At 58.7% G+C, this 21935-nt stretch carries 18 protein-coding genes and 3 pseudogenes; 4 read left to right on the top strand and 17 right to left on the bottom strand.

What is annotated here, in order from left to right; translation table 11 throughout:
- From AWB69_RS46370 to AWB69_RS36805, 4 genes are all read right to left on the bottom strand, one after another.
- The coding region (locus AWB69_RS46370) for a hypothetical protein (RefSeq protein WP_156529095.1) at window positions 1-97 on the bottom strand (97 nt) is incomplete at its 3' end.
- A 222-nt stretch (window positions 98-319) separates the two neighbouring features.
- The gene (locus tag AWB69_RS36815; RefSeq protein WP_062091703.1) at window positions 320-1069 is read right to left on the bottom strand and encodes a 2-keto-4-pentenoate hydratase; all 750 of its coding nucleotides are present in this window, start codon (window positions 1067-1069) and stop codon (window positions 320-322) included.
- A 1-nt stretch (window position 1070) separates the two neighbouring features.
- Complete coding sequence (locus AWB69_RS36810; protein WP_062091702.1) at window positions 1071-2357, bottom strand: MFS transporter; 1287 nt, start codon at window positions 2355-2357, stop codon at window positions 1071-1073.
- 88 nt (window positions 2358-2445) lie between these two features.
- Window positions 2446-3666 carry a pyridoxal-phosphate-dependent aminotransferase family protein gene (locus AWB69_RS36805; protein WP_062091709.1) on the bottom strand — a complete coding sequence of 407 codons (1221 nt, stop codon included), beginning with the start codon at window positions 3664-3666 and terminating at the stop codon, window positions 2446-2448.
- Between the two features lie 268 nt (window positions 3667-3934).
- Here AWB69_RS36805 and AWB69_RS36800 point away from each other — a divergent pair, with 268 nt between their 5' ends.
- Complete coding sequence (locus AWB69_RS36800) at window positions 3935-5071, top strand: YncE family protein (protein ID WP_231937355.1); 1137 nt, start codon at window positions 3935-3937, stop codon at window positions 5069-5071.
- A gap of 359 nt (window positions 5072-5430) precedes the next feature.
- Here the strand turns inward: AWB69_RS36800 and AWB69_RS36795 are convergent, their stop codons facing one another.
- The 7 genes from AWB69_RS36795 to AWB69_RS36765 all read right to left on the bottom strand — a co-directional run bounded on the left by AWB69_RS36795 (window position 5431) and on the right by AWB69_RS36765 (window position 13523).
- Window positions 5431-6534 carry an HlyD family secretion protein gene (locus AWB69_RS36795; protein WP_082913754.1) on the bottom strand — a complete coding sequence of 368 codons (1104 nt, stop codon included), beginning with the start codon at window positions 6532-6534 and terminating at the stop codon, window positions 5431-5433.
- 3 nt (window positions 6535-6537) lie between these two features.
- Window positions 6538-8103 (bottom strand): efflux transporter outer membrane subunit, encoded by a 1566-nt coding sequence (locus AWB69_RS36790; protein WP_062091700.1) that lies wholly within the window; start codon window positions 8101-8103, stop codon window positions 6538-6540.
- A 2-nt stretch (window positions 8104-8105) separates the two neighbouring features.
- On the bottom strand, window positions 8106-9098 hold the full coding sequence (locus AWB69_RS36785; protein ID WP_082913753.1) for a glycosyltransferase family 2 protein: 993 nt from the start codon (window positions 9096-9098) through the stop codon (window positions 8106-8108).
- A gap of 10 nt (window positions 9099-9108) precedes the next feature.
- Window positions 9109-10677, bottom strand: a complete 1569-nt coding sequence (locus AWB69_RS36780; protein ID WP_062091699.1) for a DHA2 family efflux MFS transporter permease subunit — start codon at window positions 10675-10677, stop codon at window positions 9109-9111.
- 76 nt (window positions 10678-10753) lie between these two features.
- Window positions 10754-12016: a glycosyltransferase gene (locus tag AWB69_RS36775; protein ID WP_062091698.1), complete on the bottom strand. Its 1263-nt coding sequence runs from the start codon at window positions 12014-12016 to the stop codon at window positions 10754-10756.
- A gap of 17 nt (window positions 12017-12033) precedes the next feature.
- Entirely contained in the window at window positions 12034-12600 is a 567-nt protein-coding gene (locus AWB69_RS36770; protein ID WP_062091697.1) for a methyltransferase family protein, read from the bottom strand.
- Complete coding sequence (locus AWB69_RS36765; protein ID WP_075644054.1) at window positions 12597-13523, bottom strand: alpha/beta fold hydrolase; 927 nt, start codon at window positions 13521-13523, stop codon at window positions 12597-12599. The genes AWB69_RS36770 and AWB69_RS36765 overlap by 4 nt, the downstream gene beginning before the upstream one ends.
- A 1580-nt stretch (window positions 13524-15103) precedes the next feature.
- Between AWB69_RS36765 and AWB69_RS50960 the strand changes: the two genes are divergently transcribed.
- Window positions 15104-15418 (top strand): response regulator, encoded by a 315-nt coding sequence (locus tag AWB69_RS50960; RefSeq protein ID WP_156529094.1) that lies wholly within the window; start codon window positions 15104-15106, stop codon window positions 15416-15418.
- A gap of 426 nt (window positions 15419-15844) precedes the next feature.
- Here AWB69_RS50960 and AWB69_RS36755 read toward each other — a convergent pair whose 3' ends face one another.
- The 4 genes from AWB69_RS36755 to AWB69_RS36735 form a co-directional block, all read right to left on the bottom strand.
- On the bottom strand, window positions 15845-17137 hold the full coding sequence (locus AWB69_RS36755) for an NRAMP family divalent metal transporter (protein WP_062091706.1): 1293 nt from the start codon (window positions 17135-17137) through the stop codon (window positions 15845-15847).
- Window positions 17138-17587: 450 nt separating this feature from the next.
- Window positions 17588-18490 (bottom strand): YihY/virulence factor BrkB family protein, encoded by a 903-nt coding sequence (locus tag AWB69_RS36750; protein ID WP_062091694.1) that lies wholly within the window; start codon window positions 18488-18490, stop codon window positions 17588-17590.
- 377 nt (window positions 18491-18867) lie between these two features.
- Window positions 18868-19242 carry a phage holin family protein gene (locus AWB69_RS36740; RefSeq protein ID WP_062091692.1) on the bottom strand — a complete coding sequence of 125 codons (375 nt, stop codon included), beginning with the start codon at window positions 19240-19242 and terminating at the stop codon, window positions 18868-18870.
- A 131-nt stretch (window positions 19243-19373) separates the two neighbouring features.
- Window positions 19374-19682 carry a CsbD family protein gene (locus AWB69_RS36735; protein WP_063977984.1) on the bottom strand — a complete coding sequence of 103 codons (309 nt, stop codon included), beginning with the start codon at window positions 19680-19682 and terminating at the stop codon, window positions 19374-19376.
- A gap of 551 nt (window positions 19683-20233) precedes the next feature.
- On the opposite strand from AWB69_RS36735, the pseudogene AWB69_RS50955 reads away from it, so the two are divergent.
- A pseudogene (locus AWB69_RS50955) lies at window positions 20234-20536 on the top strand (glutathione S-transferase N-terminal domain-containing protein); the annotation flags it as partial.
- Here AWB69_RS50955 and AWB69_RS49875 read toward each other — a convergent pair.
- Window positions 20422-20880, bottom strand: a pseudogene (locus AWB69_RS49875) (hypothetical protein); the annotation flags it as partial. The pseudogenes AWB69_RS50955 and AWB69_RS49875 overlap by 115 nt on opposite strands.
- Before the next feature lie 175 nt (window positions 20881-21055).
- Window positions 21056-21352, bottom strand: a pseudogene (locus AWB69_RS36725) (DDE-type integrase/transposase/recombinase); the annotation flags it as partial.
- 47 nt (window positions 21353-21399) lie between these two features.
- On the opposite strand from AWB69_RS36725, the gene AWB69_RS49870 reads away from it, so the two are divergent.
- On the top strand, window positions 21400-21657 hold the full coding sequence (locus AWB69_RS49870) for a porin family protein (RefSeq protein ID WP_231937354.1): 258 nt from the start codon (window positions 21400-21402) through the stop codon (window positions 21655-21657).
- The last annotated feature ends 278 nt before the right edge of the window (window positions 21658-21935 follow it).

Below are 21935 nucleotides of genomic sequence, written 5' to 3'. Positions count from 1 at the left end.
TGGGGGCAATCGCGATTTTGCCGGGGGTGGGAAACTCGTGGTAATCGAGCGCGGCTTCGCGGAGTTTGGCTTTGGCGTTATCGGCAGGAGTGGTCATGAGAAGAGGCGATAGAGACGGCGATTGGGCATAGACTAACGACTGTCTGTGAGCGCTAGATTGATTCTGTTGACATTAGCCAGCGCCGAAACGCGCGGGACTGTTGGCTGATCGAAATAAATCTACGTTCAGTCCTGCGCGCGAGGTGACTGTTTCGACGCTTTGCTTTCTTAATCGTGCTCGAGCGCTGCCTTTATATGGCTCGTCTACAGTCGACATGAGCTAGGAAAGTTGAAGATGCACTGGCAAAAATCCACTGATCGTCCCAGTTGCCGCCCCTGCGGACTCGGGAAAGTACATGCCAGAGTACGATCCTGTCGTCACCACCATGTCGGGGGTGAGCGTGATGCCGCGTTGGGTGACGTGATTGACCAGCCAAGGCAGCAGGGTCCGTGGGTCGCCGGCCGGATTGACAGCGGATTCCTTCATGATGGGAGCCTGCTCGAACGAAAACTCCAGTACCGGTTCGCTGAATGAATAGTCGGGATCGTAGGGCCTGAATTCTCCAACGATCAAAGCGCCGTGATTTTGGAGGTCGGCCAGTTGCAGCGACTTCTCGACATTTGGCCATGCTTTATACCGGCTGGAAACTACTTCAATCGCCGCGGCCATCGCACCTATCGCGCCGAGCACGTCCTCGGCCACATAAGGAGCGACGCGTGGTTCAAAGGCCCGGTCAAATTTGAATGCGATTTCTAGTTCGAGCCCTAGCGGAACGAAGCGGCGCCTCGACAAACGCGCTCCGCTCGGCATAACGTCGGCTGCGGGCAAAGGCGCGCACTGGGCCGGGCCTCCCGGCGATTTTGCACCCACCTTCCAGCCGCCGATGGTGGCCCTCAATGCGTCCAGTAGCTCATGCTGGATTGCGTAAGCGGCGTGGGCGTCCGCCGGCGCCACAGACGGGGTGTCGACGACAACTCGGTCGACGCGCGCCTGCGCGAGCCGTTGAAACAGTGGAATTTGGTCGGCCATATCAGACACCCATACGTGAAACAGAACCGGCGTTCGGCGCGGTGCCAGTGTCAAACTTGCTTTCGGGCTGCATGCGCAACGCGAGAACGACCCCGATTGCCATGAGCACCATGCTGCCGGCGAATGGCAACTCCCAACTGCCGAAGCGATCGATCAAAAACCCCGAAAGCACCGGCGATATGATTGCAGCCAATGCTGAACCCGTGTTCATCATTCCGCTCGCGGTTCCGGAATATTCGGGTGCGATGTCCATTGGAATCGCCCACATCGGACCAATCGTCATCTCGGCAAAGAAAAAGCCTGCCGCAAGGCATGCAAGCGACACATACAGGTCATGCGTGAACATGAGCGGGATGAGCGCGAGCAATGTAAAGAACATGCAGATTGAAACCATCCAACTACGAGCACGCTTGAGGCTGCGGGTGCGCTCGAAGATCTTGTCCGTTACGATGCCTCCTAAGGTATCGCCGAGGACACCCGCAAAGAACACAGTCGACGCGAAGAGCGCTGACTTTGTCAGGTTGAGATCGTAGCTATGCAGAAAGTATTGCGGGATCCAGCTCAAGAAAAGCCAGAGTGTCCAGCCGTAACAGAAGTAGACGATCGTCACTGGCAGCATTCGCTTAAATAGCCGCGGGAACGGTACCTTGGCGGGCTTTGCCTTCGTTGCCGGAAGAATCTGAAGTTCTGCCGCGGTGATGCGTGGATGGTCCTTAGGGTGCTCGGTAAAGGTAAGCCACCAGATAGCCACCCAAACCAAGCTGATCGCGCCGCTGATGTAAAAGGCTTCACGCCACCCGTACTTCGCCATCACGATGACGATAGCGGCAGGTGCCAGGGCATTGCCCACACGCGCCGCCGCATGCGTAATCCCCTGCGCAAATCCACGCCGCTCTTTGGCAACCCAGCGGGACATTGCAGCGGTCGCGGCTGGAAACGTCGCGCCTTCGCCGAATCCGAGCAGTACGCGTGCCGCGAGCAGTGACGCCAATCCCCCGGCAAAGCCGGTTAAGACAGTTGCGGCTGCCCACAACGTGCCGCAAAACAGGAGCGTGCGCTTGGCGCCGAATCGATCGCTGACCCATCCACCGATTACTTGAAACAGCAGATAGGGATAGGCGAAGGCGGAGAAAACAAGGCCAACTTCCGTGTGCGATAAATGAAACTCTTTCCCAAAACCTGCCGCAGCCGTACTGACGTTGACCCGGTCTAGATACGTAATGAGGTACATAACGCACAGCATGATCAGAACGATACTGGTCGCACTGCTTACACGATATCGTTTCATCGTTTGTCTCGTTTTATGTTTGGCGGTCGTCAGCGTTGACAACCTTTTTGAGGCCGCGTCTACGCGCAGCTCGTCGGGATAATTCGCTTTACGCCGCGTGCTTCAGCGTCCTCTCTTTTGACTCGGAGGCAAGGTACGCCATTGCTACGGGAAGACCGCTCGCAGCCAGTGGAACGCCCGCGATCTGGAGACCCATTTCGCATCCGCCAAGCGTTGCGATAAGCATCAAGTCATTGCAATCGCCCAGGTGCCCAATGCGGAACATGCGGCCTTTCATCTTGCCGAGGCCCATCCCAAGCGACATGTCGAAGCGTTCGTAAATCACTTTGCGCACCCTGTCTGCATCGACGCCTTCAGGCGTCATCACTCCGGTCAGCACCGGACTGTACACAGCAGGATCAGCGCATTGGATAGGCAGACCCCACGCATTGACTGCTCGACGGCAGGCTTCTGCAAGACGGTCGTGGCGAGCAAAGACGTTATCCAGACCTTCCTCCAGGATCATGTCGAGCGCCTCTGACAAGCCATATAAAAGATTTGTGTTCGGCGTGTACGGCCAATAGCCCGTCTTGTTTGACGCCAGAATTTCGTCCCAAGCCCAGAATGCGCGCGGCAGCTTCGCCGTCTTTGAAGCTTCAATTGCCTTTTGCGAAATCGCGTTGAAGCTGATCCCTGGCGGCAACATCAAGCCTTTTTGCGAACCGGATACCGTGACGTCCACGCCCCAGTCATCATGGCGATAGTCAGCGCAGGCTAAACCTGAAATCGTGTCAACCAGAAATAACGCCGGGTGCCCCGCAGCATCGATTGCGCGACGCACTGCTGCAATGTCGGACGTGACGCCAGTGGACGTTTCGTTATGGACGACACAAACGGCCTTGATGGTGTGCTCTTTGTCAGCGCGCAGCCGTTCTTCGATCATCTGCGCGTTGACTCCGCCTCGCCAACCCTCGATCCCGGGCAAGCCGAGAAACTCAGGATTGAGCCCAAGCCGGTCCGCCATCGTCTTCCAAAGCGATGCGAAGTGGCCGGTCTCGAACATCAACACGGTGTCGCCAGGGCTCAACGTATTCGTCAGCGCCGCTTCCCACGCGCCGGTTCCCGACGCCGGGTAAATAATGACCGGCTGCTTCGTTTTGAAGATCTTTTTGATTCCTTCAAGCACCTTCAGACCGAGTGCGCCAAATTCCGGACCACGATGATCGATAGTCGGATAACTCATCGCACGCAGGATGCGGTCGGGAACCGGGCTCGGTCCAGGAATCTGCAGGAAATGGCGTCCGGCGGGGTGGAAGTCCAATTTGATCACGTCGTTTCTCCATTTGTATTTTGCATTCAAAAAACTATACGCCATATCCGATTCCGTGCCAATTCAAATCTCGACTCGTGTTTACCCCGGTAACATCTGGCCTTCACGGTGAGACAGAGTTTGTAGCAACTGGTCAGATGAACTTTGTATGCAACATACAGGCCACGACGGGTTGCATTCTTTGCCCAAGGCGGAGCGACCAACTGGCATTGGGACAGTGCCCGCTGTGGCGCTAAACCATTACTTGAAGCGGTTCCAGAAGACAGAAATGAAAGGACGGATCACACAACGTGGCGTGCTTATCGCCGCATGCTCGGTTGTCGCTTGCCTGCTGGCGGCATGCGGCGGCTCGGATAACAACAATAGTTCGGTGCCGCATCTGGTGACCAATATCGCGGTGCCCAACTCGACGACCCCGGCCTTTAGTTTTGACATCGGTTATGCGGATCAGGGCAAGTATTTCCTGGCCGACCGTAATAACAAGGCCGTCGACGTGGTGGACACAGCCAGCAATAAACTGATTGCGCAGATGACAGGCAGTTTTGCCGGCAATGGCGCGACAACCAGTTCCTCCGGGCCGGATGGTTTAGTCGGGTTGCCCGGTACGAACACGCTTTATGTGGGAGATGTGAATGCCGTCAAGGTCATGAACACGTCAACGCAAACCCTGACGAAGACGATCCCGATCAGCACCACGGGCAACCGCACGGACGAGGGCTGCTTCGATCCGGACGATCACCTGATTGCCATGGCGAATCCTGCGGACTCGCCGCCGTTCCTGACGTTCATCAACACGGACACTCAGGCGGTCGTTTCGCACCTGAACTTCCCCGGCTCCGCGGGTCTCGAAGCATGCGAATACGACGCGGGCACGAGGAGCTTCCTGATCAACAACGACGGCACTGCGGCCAACCCGGATGGCGAACTCGACGTGATTCCGGCGAGCTCGGTCACCGCTGGCCAACCGGCTGTGACCAAGGCGTTTCCCTTGGGTTCGTGCGCGCCGACCGGCCTGGCACTTGGGCCGAACCAGGATGTAATGGTGGGCTGCGATCCGGGCGCGGGCAACCCACTGATCACGCTGATCCTCGATCGCACCAACGGCAGCACGCTGGCCAAATTGCCGTTTGGAGGAGTGGACCAGATCGCCTACGACAAGACGTCCAACCGCTATTTCCTGCCTGCGCGACACTGGACAGCGAACGGTGTGGCTGCGGCGTCGGGCTTTACGCCGCAGATGGCGGTCATAGACGGTACCAGCCGGACGATCATCACTCAACTGGCAGTCGGCACGGGCGCGCATTCGGTTGCGGTCGACGGCCCTTCAGGGCAGGTCTATGTTCCGTTCCAGGCAGGCAGCGGGGCGTTCCCGAACGGCGGTATCTCGGTGTTCACCGTGCGTTGAACGTGGTGAGGCCGTTGCAGCCATGACACCGTGCAACCATGACCCGATCCGCCCGGCCTTGGGTGGTCGGGCGCGAACTGCGAGAGAGCGTGCAAAGTGGGGGAGATCGGTTTCGTCATGCCGCCACGGCTTAGTGCAAAGTTGCACAGCCTGCTCTGTTCGTTGGTCGGTGCCGGCTTGGCGACGCTGCCCAGATGCATTTGCCGTGAAGCGAGGCGGCTATCTCCAGCTCCGAGACGCGATGGGGCGAGAATTCCTGATTAAAAATCGCAACCCTGACTTGCGCCACGCAATGTGCCCCTAGTGAATGGTCGGCAAGCCGACCGGAATGTCCGAAGCGGAACCACGCGTGAGTTCATTTAACGGATCGATGCACTGTCGGCGGCACTGACCGGTTTGCCGGCAAGATCGTGCGTATCTACCTCGACGGTTGTGGAGAGCCCCACGCGCAACGGATGCTCGGCCAGTTCCGCGGGATCCAGCAGCACGAGTACCGGGACACGCTGCACGACCTTGATCCAGTTTCCGGCTGCATTCTCCGGGGGCAGCATCGAAAAGGCGCTGCCTGTTCCCGGCGACAATCCGCCGATCCGGCCGTGAAACTTGACGCTCGAACCATAGAGATCCGAGACGATCGTTGCGGGCTGACCGATCCGCAAATTCCGGACTTGTCCCTCCTTGAAATTTGCCTGTATCCATAGGTGCTTGAGCGGCACGACCGTCATGAGCGGGATACCCGCGTTGACCGGCTGCCCAACCTCGACCGAGCGCTGGGCGATGCTGCCTTCGACCGGCGCAACGATCACGGTCCGCGTCACCGCGACCTGTGCAAGCTTCACTTGCTGCTCTGCCTGGACCACGGCGGGATCGTCTTCTACTCGCCCTGATCCGCTCATCGCGAGGCCACTGGCTAACTGGCTTTGCGCCGAGGCAAGATTCGCCTTTGCGAGCGCGACGGATTCTGCCGCGCGTGCAAATTCTTCCGTCGACACCACTTCAACGCTCGCCCCCGAACGGGCCTTGAGCATCTGTTCGGCAAGCTTCAGTTCGGCCGTGCGGGCGTCGACGGCGGCTGCGTACATCGCGTTCGAATAGGTCGCGCTGCGCGCCTGCCGCTTCGCCTGGACGAGGCGCGCTTGCGCCTGGGTCAGTGCGGCTTGTGTTTCGGTATCGTCGAGTAGCACGAGCGCTTGCCCCGCCTTCACGTATTGCGTATTGCCGACGGTGACTTCACGCACAGTGCCGGCAGCACGAGCGGCAATCGGCACGACATTGCCGCCGACGTACGCATTGTCGGTTTCCTCCACATAGCGGCCGACAGTCCACCAGTGCACGCCCGCAGCTAGCGCGAGCAACAGCGCTGTGCCGAAGAGCAGCAGGAAGAGCCGGTTGCGGCGCATGACTTTTTTAGGGTGCGGCGCCACGGTCGACGTTCGATCGTCAAGCAGGTTTTCTGTACTCATGCGTTAGCTTGACGAAGGAGGAATGGAAGGTGGGCTTTCACGGGATGTCCGGTTGGTGGACTCGGTTGACGAAGGCTTGGTTTGTTGCGCAGGCATCGCTTCGAAGCCACCGCCTAACGAGCGGATCAGCGCGACTTGCGCGTCGCGCCGGCGTGTCGTGAGGTCGATGAGGCGAAGCTGGTCGTCGAGCAGTGCGTTCTGTTGCTGAAGCACCTCGGTCTGGCGGACAAGGCCGCGACGATGCTGGTCCGCTGCGACTGAGACCAAGTGCTCACGCGCGTTCACGATTTCCTGCTGCTCGGCAATCAGGGCGGTGGTGCTGCGTGTTGCCAGGATGGACCGGGCGACGTCGGTCAGTGCTTCATTGAGCGTGCGGTTATACAGGGCGATCATTTCGTCTGCCTGCGCATAGTCGCCGTCGAGCTGGGCGCGCAGGCGGCCGCGCTCGAAGATCGGCAGGGTGACGGCGGGTCCTAGCGCAAAGAATGCCGACGCGCTGGAGAACAGCGAGCTGATAGATAGCGACGACAGTCCGCCCGCTGCCGACAGATTGATGTTCGGATAAAACGATGCACGGGTCACAGCGATCTTCGCCGTCGCGGCTTCAACACGCAGCCGGGCGGCGACTATATCTGGGCGGCGTCCCAGCAGGTCGAGTGGCAGGTTCGGCGGCAGGGCGGTTTCTTCATTGGCACTCGCCAGCGTTGGCCGCTGCAAGGCAAGACCACGTTCGGGACCTGCGCCAACCAGGATGCCGATCTGCAATTGCGTCTGTCTGATTGCATCGTCGATCTGCTGCGCTTGCGCCTGCAATGTGGCTTGCTCTATGCGTGTAGCCTGGATGTCGGAGGTGTTGTCCATGCCTCGCGTCTGGCGCTCGCGCCGGATAAGGTCGAGTTCTGTCGCTACGCGATGCTTGGCGTCGATGAGATCGCGGCGTTCATAGTCTCCGGCGAGGCGTACATACAGCGTGACCAGCGAGGTCACTATCGTGAGTTGGGCCTGTTGCGCATTGACACGCGAGGCGTCGCGCGAAGACAGAAGCGAACGCGTGAGCGCTTCGTTCTTTCCCCACAAATCGAGTTCATAGTTCGCACCGACAATTGCGCTCCCAGGCGACACCCAGGGATCGCTGAACAGGTTGATCGGGACGGTGGTGCCCTGCACATCGACGCTCGCCGCTCCGTTGATTTCAGGCATGCGGGCTTTGTAGGCGGACAGCATGGCGGTGCCTGTCAGTCCCTCGCTCGCACCGAACTGGTCCAGTTGCGATTGGGCCTGCGCGATCCGCGCGCTTGCTATCTGGATGTCGGGATTAGCCGAGCACGCTTCGGCGACTAGCGTATCCAGTTGACTGTCGTGGAACGATGCAACCCAGTTCGTTTGTGGCCATGAGCCGTTGGCGTCCGTTGCTGCGCTCGGAAGCAGTTCAGCCGGCGGCGTGCGCATCGCAAGCGCAGTACGTGGCGTCGTGTCGGCGCAGCCGCCCGATAGAGCGATGAGCGAACCGAGCGCAATCACGCCGATGCGTTTGCAAACCTGCGCGGAGCGAATAGCGTTGATCCTCATCCTTAGCCGCGCGCGATGCGTGCGGCGAGGCGCGGCCGCGTAGTTTCCAGCGGGCCGAGTCGTCCCAGCAGCCCGTCGACCAGACCGCAGCCAATACTCGATAGCTTCGCGCGTTTGTCCGACTCGAACAGAGAGATCTGCAAGACCTGCAGGAGCGTAATGAAATTTGGCACGAGTGCGACCGGAAAGGATTGAAAATACTTGAGGCTCAGGTGCATGCCATTGCGCGCCATGTAGTACCGGCGCATGGGAGGGTGATTCATCGACGTGACGCGTAGCGGTCCCAGCCGATGTTCCCGCTTGTTGCCAATCCGATGCGAGAGCACGAGCCTCGGTTCGACATAAAACTGCACGCCGCGCACCAGCGCGCGCATCGAATAGTCGGTGTCCACATGATCGATGAAGAGGGCTTCGGTGAAGGAGCCTAGTCGTTCATAAGCGAGCCGCGAGATGACAGAACCCGACGATATAAGGAACGAGCAGGGCTGTAAGGCCGCGCCTTCAGGGAACATCAGCGTGCGCACGTAAAAACCATTGCTGTAGAGCTGCGGCAGGAAGCGCTGGGCGTTCTCATCGTAGATTCTCGGACCGATGGCGAAGGCACGTGCTCCGAGCGCGGCGCACGAGGCGCGCATCATCGGAAAATAATTGACGCTCGTGTGCGAGTCCTGATCGAACAGCACGACGGCATCGAGACCTTGCGCGAATAGTCGCTCCAGCCCGCGGTTAAAGGCCCCCGCAATCCCGCCGCGATTGCCGTTGAACACATAGTCAATACCGTGATCGCCAAGGAGGCCGACGTTCGCGGTGTTGGTAGCCGGCGAGTTGTCGACGGCAAGCAACACGCCGCATCGTGCGCGCAGGTCAATCAGGTTGCGCAACTGCCCGGCCGTCGGTTTATAAAGCACCACCAGCGCGCCGAGCGCGGGCGCTTCGCGGGCCGCTTTACTATTCGCGCTATCGACTTTGAAAAGAATGACGTTGGTTGCGGACATGGGAAACGCCTCAGTGCCCGACCCGCGCGGCCGATATGCCGCGCCACGGTCTGGTGGTCCAGATCAATACCGCCAGCGCCAGGCATACAAGGCTCGCAACGTAGAACAGATCGTTGGTCGCCATCATGTATGCCTGCTGCTGTACGACCTGACGGATCGCGGCAAGATTGCGGTCGCCCGCGAGTCCCATGTTCTGCAAGGCGCGGGCGAACTGCCCCGTGCCCAGAGACTCGTGCGTGACCGACTGCGCCAGCGTGCCGTAGTGATGCGCGGCACGGTTATCCCACCACGTGACGCTTAATGCCGTGCCAAGTGCTGCCGACAAGGTCCGTAGAAAATTCGACATGCCCGATGCTGCAGCGAGTTTTTCATCGGAGATGCGCGACAGGGTCACCGCGCTGAGCGGGATGAAAAAGCATGGTAGGCCGATGCCTTGAACGAACGTCGGCGTGACGATTTGCCAGAACGACATGGTCAGCGTGAAATGCGTGTCCCAGTAGAGCACGGCGAAGAACACGAGAAATCCGAACGACGTGACGAAACGCGCGTCTAGCCGGTCAAGGAACAGCCCGATCAACAGGGAAAACACAAGGGCGAGGATGCCCAGAGGCGCGACCGCCATGCCTGCCTGCAAGGCCGTATAACCCATCACGGTTTGCATCCAGAGCGGAAAGATCACGCCGATGATGGAGAAGCTGATCATGCCGAGCGAGACGACGGCAACGCCGAATGAAAACGCGCGATCGCGAAAGAGACTGAGGTCGATGACGGGATACGGCTCAGCCGACTCCCAGATCAGCAGCGACAGCAGCGCGAGCGCGGCAACGATCGAGAGCGTGATGATCAGCGGCGAGTCGAACCAGCCGTGCTCGCGGCCAAGGTCCAGCACACCCTGCAGCGCACCGACGCCGACCACGAGCAACGCTATGCCGATGAGATCCTTGGGCGGCTGTTTCAGACTGGGCGGGTCGCGCCGCAGGAGCGCCGTGCAGGCGGCGAACGCGAACAGTCCGATCGGGAGGTTGATGAAAAAGATCCAGGGCCAGGAAAACTGGTCGATGATCCAGCCGCCCAGCACCGGCCCGAAGATTGGGGCGAGCAGCACGGTCATGGCCCATAACGCGAGTGCAAATATCCGTTTCTCCGGCGCGAAGGAGCGCAACAGGATGGCTTGCGAGAGCGGCACCATGGGGCCTGAGCACAGGCCCTGCATCGCGCGGCACAGGACCAGCATCTCCAGGTTGCTCGCGATGCCGCACAGCAATGAGGTGAGCGTGAACAGCAGCACGGACCAGACGAACAGACGGGCGTCGCCGAAGCGCTGCGACAGCCAGCCGGTCAACGGCACGGCGATCGCTGCCGCCACCGAATACGAACTGATCACCCAGGTCGCTTGAGCATTCGATACCGCGAGGCTCCCCGCAATGGACGGCACGGCAACGTTCGTCACAGTCGAATCGAGTACTTCGATAAACGTGGCGAGCGACAATGCAAAGCTCAGAAGAGCCAGCCATGCCCCTCGCAACGGTGCTGCGCGGGGTCCGACGCTTTCAGGGACATCGCTGCTCAAGGTGTTCATGGAGGCCGGGGCTGTTCACGTAGGGAAGGGCTGCGAATAAGGCAGCGAAGGCTGCACATAGGGCCGTGCGCGGCACTCAGGCCGCGCGTTGGGCACCGAGCCACGCAACGTCTTCGATATATCGTGCCGCCATCTCGCACGCGTCGGGAGACCTGTCGAGAAGCCACCGCACGTGCGCGCAATACCGCGCAACCAGCGGGTCCGTGGTCACGCGCTTGATTGCCGCTGCGAGTGCCCGGCCGCTCGCGGGACCGTCGATGCGCAGCCCGCAACCGCTTTTCGCCACGCGCTGCGCGTTGTCGAACTGATCGTGTGCGAACGGCGTAACGACCTGTGGAATACCCGCCGCGAACGCCAGAGCTGCCGTTCCTATGCCGCCGTGATGAACGATGGCCGCGCAGTGCTGCAACAGCGTGGACATTGGCACAAAATCGCGGGCTGTCAGGTTTGAGTCTTCAGTCCACCGGGCGCGCGCGCCGCGGGAGAGCACGATTGCCCGTACCCCGGTGCGGCGCACGGCTTCATCGACGGCGTCGAAATACGCGCGCTGGTCGATCTGGGTCGAGCCCGGCGTGAAGACGACCGGCCGCGCTCCTGAAGCGATAAACGCTTTTAGTTCGTCATCGATAGCGGCTGTCGACACATCGTTGAACAGTGGAAAACCGGCCATGAGGTGATTGCGCGGCCAGTCCGGCTGAGGTGGGGCGAACCAGTCCGGAAACAGGCACAACACGCCGTCCGGCGAGTGCAACCACTGGCCGAGGATGCGGCTTGCCGGCGGCAATCCGAGCGTTGCCCGCACGTCGTTTAGTGCGGGACCACAGGCCTTGTCGAGCACGCTCGTCTCGATCAGCGCAAGACACTTTGCCCGCACGGCGCGCGGCAGCCAAATGGGCACAGTGAGGCGCTTATGCGTCGGCGGCGCGCTCGCGGAGAGCAGGGTGGAGGGCGAGACCTGCACCGATACATACGGCGTGCCGTGCACTTCCTGCATGAGCCGCGCGGCGAACGCCCAGAGCGATCCGACAAGCACGGTATCGGGTGTCGTGAGCGCAGCGAGTGTATTGAAGTGCGGACGAATGGACGGCGCGATCAGGTTCCACAGCGTCTTGAACGATGTGCGTGGATCCCACAGCGCAGGGTTCAACATGGCACTCGCGTACTCGTCCCAGGTGCCGATCGGCACGAAGACAAAACCGTTGTCTTCGGCCAGTTCCGCAAACTGCGGATGGGTGCAAAACACGATGCGATGCCCGCGCTGCGCCAGCGTGCGCGCAATGCCGATGAACGGATGGACGTCGCCCGCCGATCCAATCGCCGTGATGATGATCTGTGTCATTTGAATGTCTCGCTGGCTCAATACAGCCAGGGCACGAGCGCGCGAACTTCGCGGCGATAGGTGCGATATGGGTTGCCGAAGTAATCCGAGAGCCATCGTTCTTCAACCCGCACTTTGTAGGCGAGCGACGCGAAGATCAGCGCGAAGCCGATGACGCCGCGCGGTTCTCCGCAGACGAGCGCAGAACCTGCGATGGCCAGCAGACAACCGGAATAAATCGGATGGCGGACGAGGGCATAGGGCCCACTGCGCACGAGTTCGTGCCCCTCCTTCAGCGTGACCGATACGCTCCAGTTGGAGCCGAGATGGCGGCGTCCCCAAACAGAAAACAACAGCCCGGCGACGACCACGGCAAGGCCGAGCCAGTGGCGTAAATCGAAGCCGGCATTAGCGCTATTCCATGAAGCCGAAGCGTCCGGCCATACGATCAGCAAGCAGCCCAAGATAAGCGGAATGGACTGCAACGTACGCGAAAGCCGGTCTTCCCGCTTGACGGTCTGCTTGGCCCAGGACGAGGCTTTCATCCAGTAGGCAAGCCACGCGGCCCAGGGTAACAAGATGGCAATCGAATGGTAAATGGTCATGTTCCGCTCCCGAGATCGAGGTTCATATCCGTGCTCGCAAACGTTTGCGCAAACGCCGGTACAACGGTTGCCTCGGCGCGCGGTTGCTCGCCGGCCTGGCCAGTGCCGAAGCAATCCAGCAGTTCTTCGCGCATGGCCGCCGCTTGGGTTCGCCCTTCGAGTTCAAGAAAATGGCCGGTATTCGGCACGCTGACAAATTGCACGTTCGTGACATAACGTGCGAGTGTCCGGATATCCTGGGTGGTCGTGTATTCATCGAGTTCGCCATTCACGAACTTGATCCGGCTCTTTATATTCACGAGCTTATCAACATAACTTTCCGGCTGGAGCGCGAGGATCTGCTCGGCATGAAATGCGACTTGAGCGTGTTGTTCCTTGGGTATGCTCGTCAGATAGCGATAATTCAGGAGTTTCATGATGCGCGGCAGATGCTTTCCGACTGTATCGTTAAGCAAATGGGCGGCTTGCAGATACTCACCAACCTTGAGATGATCGCGCGCACGGGTCACATAATCGACCATGGCGTCATTGAGAAACGGCGAGAATGAACCGATCACAGCGCGTTCCACACTCGTGTTTTCATGCGATAACGCCAGAAGCGACGCTAGACCGCCCCACGAGACGGAATATAGGAATTTCGGCTGAAACCATCGAATAACGTGCAGGAGAATCTCGACCTCGTCGTCCTTGGTCAAGGTCCATTCTTCTGGATTGTGTTGTCGGGACTGGCCCGCGTAAGGCAGGTCGAAGCAAACGACGTTATAGCGTTCGCTCAAGTACTTGATTGTTTGACCGAATGAAGCGGTGGTCGCCAACGCGCCGTTGACTAGAATGACGTTGTCTCGTCCTTCCGCAAAAACGTGCTGCTCGGTCTGTACAAAAAGTGAATTGGGCAAACGGAGTACGGTCTTCCTGATAGACATGAAACCCCCGAACGTGCTCGGAAAATGGATTAATTGTTGTTCTTGTGATCGTGCCCACAGCTTCGCCGGATATTTGCCGGCGGCGAATACCCTTTCTTCAAGCAGTGATTTGACTGGTTAAGCAGGCATACTAAAGCCTGGGCGTAAGATATGATATGAAGGTTCAAAAAACAAATAAAAAATAAAAATTTTTTACATATTGCAACTGTCACATTTTTTAAAGATTTGTAATGTGCAGCGGCTTAACCGTTCAGAAAAAGTTTGAATCAAAAAGGGTTCGATCTATTGGAAAGTTCGGCGCACCGGTTCCAATGGAGAAAAGCGCCGGGCTGATCGATGGATTAAGTCGACGGAGGTTTAAACGTTAGCGACGGCCGTAACCGCGGGGCCAGCCTGACATCGCGAGGAAGCCAGTGCGCGCCTCACACGCGCTCCGTGCAATCAAATACGTTCAGTCGTGAAGACCCATCTTCCCCGGAGTCATGGCCGCGATGCGGACAACGAGCGCGAGGAAGCAATTGGGCGGCCAGGTTTGCAGCATGTACGCTTACCCGACCGGGTAGGCCACGGCCTTCCTCGGTCGAAGGCCTCGAGTGTTTTATGAACTACGGGTTCCGAACTATCCGTGTCGCTGGATGACACCCCGGTCGATACCCCGTCGAAAAGGCTCGTTTCCGTCGGCGGTGGTCAAGGCGTGTCTTTGGCGAGCGCGTTGTCGAGAGCACAAGCCCGTTCAAGAACCTCGTGGCCAACAGTCGACAACGGCGTTCAGATACAGGTTCACTTGTGACGGAAATAGAGCAACTGAGATGTGCGTAAGGCCGTAAGCATAAATGCCGTAGCCGAACCACTCGGTCGGGTCCATACATGTCGCAGTAAGACGGGATAGACGAGCAAATTTGATTGCTATGTATTGCTTATGAAATGAGCGAGTAGAGCTGCTGCGAAAAATAAGCGCGGATTGCGAAAATCTGCGCTGCGGCCGAGGTCATTACGAACGGGATGTCAGCCAGCGCGAGCACCACCTTTCGCGCCGACGTCCATTTCTGGCGTTATTACGTCCGGAACGACCATGTCCGCCCGCTTTTTGCAGTGTCATGCTCGCTAACCGCGGATGCCCGCAATTCGGGTATGGATTTCAAGGGTTCTGGCACTTTATCTCTGTGGCGTACGGCGTCGGTGTTGCACCGCACGTTTGTGAGTTTTGAAACCGACTGTTTCAATGGCGCTGGTCGGATGAAACGACGCGCTCATTGACACCCTTTATTGGGGCGCGTACCTCATTTCCACTCACAATCGCGACGTCTCAAAACACTGTGCCATTCCGAGTGCTGCATATACTCACTGCTTCCAGATTTGCGGTCGTGAGTGGGAAGAGCGCCATCAGGACTGGGCGCGAGGTGAACGGCATCACGACCACTAACGTAGCCTCGGGCGGAGCGGGCAGTGACTCGCGTGACGCCAGCTCCGCCGGTCCGGCGACCTTACTTCATATACACGCTGTTGCGTCCAGAGGGACAGGTGATAAGACGCCCGTACCAGCGAGGTTTTACCCGATACTTTTCCCTAACATACCGTCGATGTGCGTGCTCGATGTAGTGAAATCAACACCAACGAGGTCGAGAAGTGTTTGGGAAGGTTGGGGACGAATGCGATTCCGGCGCTACCCGCTCTCTCGGACATCAAGCAAACAACTGAAAACCATCCTGCTTGTGGATGACGAACTTAGCGTCGTGAACGCGTGGAAGCGTATCCTGCAATTGGAGGGCTATCGAATCGTGACCGCTACCAATGGCCGTGCTGGGCTTGTCGCCGCCAGGGAGGAAAGGCCTGACCTCATCATCACAGACCGGTCAATGCCAATAATGGACGGCGTTAAGTTTTGCATCAACTGAAGGTTGAGCAAGAGCTTGCTCGTATTCCTCTCATTCTCACCAGCGCTGACCCGCTAGGACCTGGCGACGCGGCGCGGTGGGATGAGTTCTGGCAAAAGCCTGTGTCCATCGAGACGATACTGGCATCGCTACTGCGCCTCTTAAGCCCTTAAGCATGACGACTCAGGGCGCTCAGCTTGGTGATCTGAACGCCGGTTCGGCAGGACGCGGCGGGCGGTTCTATGACTGGCGTACCGCTGACCACCTCAACAACAATTGGCCCTTGTCCTGAGGCAAGTCTCGGACACGCCATCGAGGATTCGCCGTGTTCGCTATGAGCAGGGCGCCAGTACGCGGACTCATATGCACCGATGGACTTCTCTATGGGCTTCTCTACGGTATGACAATGACCGCGTTCGCCGAACCGCGATACGAAGGTGAAGCGACCTACGAGAACATAAACCAAAACATGGCGCCGGCCGCGGCCCCCATGGCGGCTGTGGCCAACCATCCCACCACGCGTAACCGCATCGAGATCACGAACTCGCCCATGATCTTCGGATTGACAGCCATAAACATGATCAGTCCCATGATCGGCACCGAGACCACCCCGTTGATAACTGCACTCCAATAGAGCGCCTTGATCGGGTCAATTGGAGTAAAGCCAATAACTATACCCACTATCGTTGATAACACGATGATCCCGTAGAACCGCCTCGCGAGCTGCGGTTTCAGTGCCAGGCTATTACGCCATCTGAATGTTCCAGCCATCGCGTACGCGGCTGACCCGGCCAGCACCGGCAGCGCAAGCAAACCCGTGCCGATGATTCCCAGGCTAAAGAGCAGAAATGCGAATTCGCCTGCAATGGGCTTGAGCGCGCGCGCTGCCTGGGAGGATGTCTGGATGTTCGTAACACCATGAGCGTTTAGCGTCGCCGCCGTGGTCAAAATAATGAAGAAAGCGACCAAGTTCGAGAAGCCCATTCCGATCCACGTATCCATCCGAATGCGTTTAAGGCTCGACGACCCCTGAGCCGGCGCGTTCTTCAAAGCCTTTTGACCGGTCTCGGCGCGCATCTCTTCGACCTCTTGAGACGCCTGCCAGAAAAACAGATAGGGGCTAATGGTCGTCCCGAGGACCGCGACCACCGTCGTAACGTATTCACTCTTCCAGGACCAGTGAGGAAATATCGTCCGAGTGGCTACTGTCTGCCATGGAATTTGCACGACAAAGACTGTCGCCACGTACGCAAAGAGAGCAAGAGTAAGCCACTTCAGCACGTGAACGTAGCTGCGATAGGGGACAAACACCTGCAACAAAACGGATACCAGTCCGAGCCCGATGGTATAGACGCGCGCCGGACCACCCACAACCAGATTGACCGCCGCCCCCATCGCGGTGAGATCGGCTGCGATGTTGATGGTGTTAGCAACGAGAAGCAAGGCTACAGAGCTGTAGAGCAGCCAAGCCGGATAGAAACGTCGGATGTTGGTAGCGAGTCCATGTCCGCTGACTCGCCCCAATCTTGCGCTGATCACCTGGATGGCTACCATCAGCGGGTACGTAATGATGATGGTCCACAGCATGTTGAAACCGAACTGCGCCCCCGCCTGCGAGTAGGTGGCAATACCGCTGGGATCGTCGTCCGCGGCGCCCGTAATCAGGCCGGGCCCTATTTTTTGCAGCCAGGATTGAACTTCCGTATCGGACGTGTCGGACGGGTTGATGTCGATGGACATATAAGGCATCAGTTCGGTTGAACGGCCCGCAATCGGTACGGGGGTGGGCAGCGTGCCTTATAAATCTCGCAAAATATCGAGGGTGAGTTACGTCGTTAGCAGGGCAAATGATTCCGTGTGGGGAGAAGCATCACTCTCAGCTTGCAGGACAAACCCGAATCGATAAATCTGCTCGGATTCCCCGTCTGGATGGGGAGTGGGACACGATGGTTGCCTTCACATCGAATCTCTTTAAAGGGTCATTGGCAACTACTCAGCAAATAGCGTACCGAGGCGCTACGCGCTCGTCCTTCCTCTGGAACTCCCGCTACGAACGGGAGCCCAGTGAAATTTTACTTGCAATCCGAACGAGTTAATGGGGAACTCCATGGGGTATCGAAGCGACTATGCTCTTATCAACAGACCGCAGGCGGTAGTTAAACGCGGCCTTAAATATCAAATAGCGATCTGTCAGCCCGTTCGGAACGGTTTTGGGGCTAATTCTTTCGAGCCGGCGCTGAGACGTTCGTATTCGGCGATCAACTGAGCACCGAATAACAGGAGTGTCGCAAGGGCCTCAAGACTGAAGAGGACTACGATCGCGGTGGTGAGCGATCCATATACGACGCTTACCTGAGAAAGCGTCGCAAAATACCAGACTAGTACGTGACGCGTCGCTTCCCATAGTAAGGTCGCCGCGATCGCGCCGGCCAGAGCGTGCCTGAACGTCGGGCGACCGACTGGGATCACGAGATAGATCGACGTCAACACCAAAATTTCTCCTGCAACTCCGAACAGATATAGCAATGCGCGTGAGGCACCGACAAGAGAGACGTGCCAGCCGAATGCGTCAATGCTGCTGGCGCCGACGGCCTGCAAGGCACTGGAAACGAGCGTGACGAGAAGCACACCCAGGCCCAGCGATAAGCTGTAGCAATAGGGGAGCAGCGCGGAAATTAAGAAATGTCGTCGATGAATCGCCACCCGATGTACAAAGATCACTGACATCGCGTTTTCCAGCACGGTGAACGCCAACGAACTGAAGAAAATCATGGTACAGAGGAGTACCCATCCGATCACCGCACGGTGAGCGAGAAAGTTCGTCAACTCCCGAACAATGGCCTTCGCTTGCCCCGGAACCAGCCACTCGAGCAGATGCGCCAGCGAATCAAGAAGCACCGGTTGGTTGACCAGGTGTGATAGCGCGATCACGACCAGGATGAGTAGCGGGACGATCGAAAGCAGCGCGTAGTAGGCGACCGCACCTGCGAGCAGCATCCCTTGGTTCGCGCGAAACGCTTTCAAGGTTTGCACCACGAACGTCGCCGGATGACCCGCGATGGTCCAAAACGTGCTGCCGTAGATTCGTTGCATAACGCCTCCGTGGTGCAGCCGAACGGGTAGTTTCGGGGCGCCGTGCCGCCGCTCTGGCAACCGACCGTGCTGAGTTCACCTGCCTGCGAGGTCGCGAACCGTTCTCGTGATCCACGCGGCCAGGCCCGCTCGAAACGATGTGACCAGGATTTGCCTCGGTCCGAGGATGACCGATCCGACAAGGAATAGGGCGATTAGCGCCGCATTGGGCGTGCGCAAGAGCACGGGACCGGCATCCCGTGAGACGGGTCCTGCTATTCTGTTTTCTCCAGCGCCTACTTTCGAAAGCCGGCTAGCAGACGAGAGTTCCGCGCGCGTTGCCGCCATGCGTGCGAGTACTGCTGCTTGAGCCTCCATATTTTCGTGTATCCCGCGCTTCATTTGATCGCCTCCTTGACAGACTCAACATCGCGGCGGAGTTCTCGTTGCAAAGTCTGAAATGATTGCCCAGGTCGCTGAGCACGTAAGGCAAGGAAGGCGGCAATCGTCACAACGAGCCAAGTTGTGGCAACGCCCCACACGACCCTGAGGAAATAAGGGGTCCCCCAGGCCGACGCAATGATGGCGATGCAAAGGAAGGAAAGTGTGAAAAGAGCGCCGACCGCCAACGCGACCAGCGCAATCGCTTCGTGCAGCAATCGCGTTTTCGTGTCGGCGAGTTCAATGCGGAACAATTCACCGTAGTCGGCCACTCTCTGAGCACAGAATCGGCCGACATTGCGCCATCGCATGATTTTTGATTGCACCGACATTTAACGCTCCCGCATGATGGTGAATCCGGCAATTCCGCGCGGCCCATTTTAGTGGGCGAGGTGTAGTTTTAGGACGCCGAGGTTCATAGGACCCCTCGGACCGGTACTACGACGGCATTGACCCCATTGACCTAATACGGCCGATCATCAGCGCCCGAGTTCTGCGCATAAGCCCGGGAAGGAACATTTCTGCTGTTCGCCCATATCATGCCGGCTATAAAGCTGACAGCGGCGACGATGCCTAACACCGCAAATGGATTCTCAACCGTACTGTCCCGGAAGAGGCTGGTGGTATCCGCGCAGAGTTGCTGCGCCTTAACGCTTAATTCGCGTGCTTTCCCTGATACCTGCGTGGCCGCGTCGCCAACCACACCGCCTACTGCGTCTTGGACCTTGCCTGCTGCTTCTTTCAACGTACCTTCTGCTGTGTCGGTATCCATGACATCCTCCGGTTGGTTACTCTTTCTCCATCGCACGGGACGTGCCAGCCGCCCCGCCAACGAGGTGCCGAATCAGCGCGGAGAACGCCCAAGCGAGGTGCGCTTAAGCGGCGCGAAGAGCTGCGCAAAATTGCCGAAATGCGGTCGACGCAGCGTTCGGCGAGTGTCGAAATGTCGTCACGGCCTGCTGCAGGGACGGGGTGGGTGGCATCTTTGCCATCGAGACTGTTCGGGTCGGCAAATCCTGCTAACACGCGCGCGACTTGCGGTCGCTCTGGGACTTCGACAAGAACGTTTGTCGGCAGGGGACGGCCGTGGCCGAACAAGCGGAAGCGGCTTTCGGAACGAAGTCTAAGTGGGACGGAAAGCGTTCGCGCTGCGGCGCTTTAAACCGTCCCGGCTGTTGACCGCAATCAGGGTGAGAATCATGCCAGGCATCGAAAGCACACACATGGGCTGTATGCGATCGATTCCCGTGGTAGAGACTCGCGCGAGCTGGGAACCGCCGGTCGACGAAGGGCGTCGCGGCGACGGCATAACACTTCCGTCTCTTGAAGATCGCTCGACCACTTGAGCAAGGAGACAACATCACGAAGCTTTACTATTCGCCTGGCGCTTGCAGCCTAGCAGACCATATTGCAATGCACAAAGTCGACATGACCTTCGACCGGATTCGCGTCGATCTGAAATCCAAGCTGACTGAGACCGGACAAAAATTTGAAGAAACCAATCCGAAGGGTTATGTCCCGACACTTGAGATAGACGATGGGCAGATACTCACGGAAAACGTCGCAATCCTTTCACGGATCGCGCGGCACCAGTCGGCGCTTGCGCCAGTGGGGGAACTGGGCGCGCTGTTCTGGCCGTCGCCAATGTCAGCTGTCGCGTTGATGATGTCGCCCGCGCCGTTCGTGCCCAGCGTCTGGCCGCCCGCGAGCTGGTACGCCTCGACGAAGTACAGGCCCGTTCGCTTCGAGAGGCTGTAGTACTGCGAGAGGGTGAACTGCTGATACGAAGCAGCGCTGGTGATGCCGTTCGCTTCAGTCGCGCGCGTGTAGCTGTAGCCGGCCGCGAGATCGAGCACGGTAAGCGGCTTGTAGTGCAGCACGATACCGCCCGTGTTCCAGATCTGCGTATAGAAGAACTTCGATCCCGAACCTGCGATGTATTGCACGTTCGAGTAGGATGCCGAAATGTCCGGCTCGCCGTTGCTGTTCGACGCGCCAGCGGGTGTGAAGCCCGTCATCTGGCGTCTTGTGACCAACCGCGAAGCGGGCGATACGCATGCGCTCGTCGGACTCGTTGACTGGTACCGCTCTGACTCTGTCGCGGTAAGGACGGAGGGGCGAGCGCAGTACACGGGCCGCGATCGTTTATGAGGCGAGGGAATAGAATTGATGTGCGGCGGACGCGCCAGTCCCTTTGATGCATTTCATTTGCCCCTTGCGGATCATGTGCATCATCTCAATGCCGCCCAGAATGATGCTCGCACAACGAAAATCCTTGAAACCGAGCATGGGCCGGGTTCGGCGTTTGATGGCCCGGTGGTCCTGCTCGATGCGGTTGTTCAGATACTTGACCTGACGGATGCGGATGGGTGTTTCGCGTGCGGCGTTGATGGCCTGGAGGGCGGCCAGATTGGCACCGCTCTTATCCATGTTGACCGTCTGCGCTTTCGCCCGGCCAGACCGGTTACGTGACGCCGGGCCGTAGCCCCGTGTCTAGCGGCTATGCTTCGGCGAACGTGTGGCAGAACGTCGACGCGGCCGTGTCGTACAAAATCGGGCGGGGTAGCATCGGGCTGGTCTACACGAACACCCGCTTCCAGGATATCCGGCGCACCGCTTCCACACCGAACACGGGCAACGCGTTCTTCAACAGCTCCGAAATTGACGGGCGCTATTACGTCACGCCCGCGCTGCTTATCGGCGCGTCGTTCGACTACACGAAAGCACCTCACGCAAAGTATGAGTAGATCGATTTCGGTCCGAACTACTCGCTCTCGAAACGCACGGACCTAAATCTGGTCGGCGTGTGGCAGCGTGCATCGGGTGTCGACTCGACCGGTCATGCGGCGGTCGCGGCAATCCGTACGCTCGGGCAGTCGTCCACTCCGACCCAAGTCGCCGTCAAGCTTTCGTTACGTCACCGCTTCTAAACCTGTAGGAGCTAGGACGGTGCGCGGAGATGTCGGCGGTCGGGGTGAAGGGAATGACTGCTTCGCCTCCCTCGCAAGCGGCCATTGTAAGCGCG

Source organism: Caballeronia udeis, from assembly GCF_001544555.2.
Taxonomy (GTDB): Bacteria; Pseudomonadota; Gammaproteobacteria; order Burkholderiales; family Burkholderiaceae; genus Caballeronia; species Caballeronia udeis.
This window is presented reverse-complemented; position numbering and strand designations above follow the sequence as displayed.